Consider the following 1431-nt stretch of genomic DNA (forward strand, 5'->3'; position numbering starts at 1 on the left):
CACTACTTTGGCAGAATTGTGATTTTCGGGATTCCCTGCAGGGGAAATGCGTGATTCATAGGGAGCCAGCTTTGATGGAGGCTGGCGATGGAAGAGGATTGGCAGCGGGATCTCGAGCATTGGCTTGAGCCGTATCTGCAGAAGTTGGGTAACAAGACGCGGCGTCGGATGTGCCCGGCCTACATCGCTGGCTTGATTGGCCCCGGCGATCGCAAGAGCATCCAGCCCATGGCGGCCCGCGCAGACGCGCTCAACTATGACCGGCTGCATCATTTCATCGGTGCCGGGATCTGGGACAGCGCGCCGCTGGTGGCGACGTTGTGGCGGCAAGCGGATGAGTTGGTCGGTGGCGACAAGGGCTGGCTGATCATCGACGACACAGCCCTTCCCAAGAAGGGCAAGGCTTCGGTCGGGGTCGCGCCCCAATATGCTACGGTACTGGGCAAGAACGCGAACTGCCAGACGCTCGTGTCGGTGACCTTGGCTTCGGGGGAGGTGCCGGTCATGCTGGGTTTGCGGCTATACCTGCCGGAAAGCTGGACCAGCGACACGGCCCGGATGGAGAGGGCCGGCGTGCCCGAAGATTTCCAATCCTATCGCACGAAGCCCGACATCGCCATCGAGGAGATCGACCGGGTCATTGCTGCCGGCGTGCGCTTCGGCTGCGTCCTTGCCGACGCCGGCTATGGCTTGTCAGCGCCGTTCCGGCAGGCGCTAAGTGCACGAGGCTTGCGCTGGGCCGTTGGTATCCCCCGGCACCAGAAGGTCTATCCTGGCGACGTGCAGTTGATCTTCCCGGTGGCTGGACGTGGGCGACCACGGGTTCGGCATGTGCCCGACGTCAAATCCCGAGCAGCCCATGCCATGCTCGAAGATGCGAAATGGCGGCAGGTCAGTTGGCGCCGAGGGACCAAAGGCCGCCTGACAGCTCGCTTTGCGGCTATGCGTGTGCGTGTCGCCGATGGCGCGCCACAGCGGATCGGCGCTGCTGGCGCACAGCATATGCCAGGCGAAGAGGCTTGGCTGGTGGGTGAGCATCGCTCGAACGGCGAGCGAAAATACTATCTCTCCAACCTTCCCGCCGACACCGCGATCAAGGACGTCGCCGGCGCCATCAAGGCGCGCTGGATTTGCGAACAGGCGCACCAGCAACTCAAGGAGGAACTCGGCCTCGACCACTTCGAAGGACGATCATGGACGGGGCTGCATCGCCACCTTCTCATGACAATGATGGCCTATGCCTTCCTGCAAACACGACGGCTCGCGCAGGCGGGGCGGAAAAAAAAGAGTCTCCGGACCTCCGCCTCAGCCGAGCATGCCCGCCATCCGACAGGCCATCATTGACCGAATATCAAGACCTCCGCCAGACCAATGCCCTCATTGCGGTGGGAGCCTATCAGTCACGCATTTCAAACTTCTGCCAAAGTAGTG

At 62.1% G+C, this 1431-nt stretch carries 1 protein-coding gene; it reads left to right on the forward strand.

What is annotated here, in order from left to right; all coding sequences use genetic code 11:
• Window positions 1–87 precede the first annotated feature (87 nt).
• The gene (locus V2S85_RS27070; protein ID WP_096064046.1) at window positions 88–1344 is read left to right on the forward strand and encodes an IS701 family transposase; all 1257 of its coding nucleotides are present in this window, start codon (window positions 88–90) and stop codon (window positions 1342–1344) included.
• The last annotated feature ends 87 nt before the right edge of the window (window positions 1345–1431 follow it).

The organism is Novosphingobium resinovorum, assembly GCF_036352595.1.
GTDB lineage: Bacteria > Pseudomonadota > Alphaproteobacteria > Sphingomonadales > Sphingomonadaceae > Novosphingobium > Novosphingobium resinovorum_B.

What these genes read in the sequence shown, in the direction of transcription:
- V2S85_RS27070 (WP_096064046.1), top strand. Translation starts at nt 88, where the DNA reads ATGGAAGAGGATTGGCAGCGGGATCTCGAGCATTGGCTTGAGCCGTAT.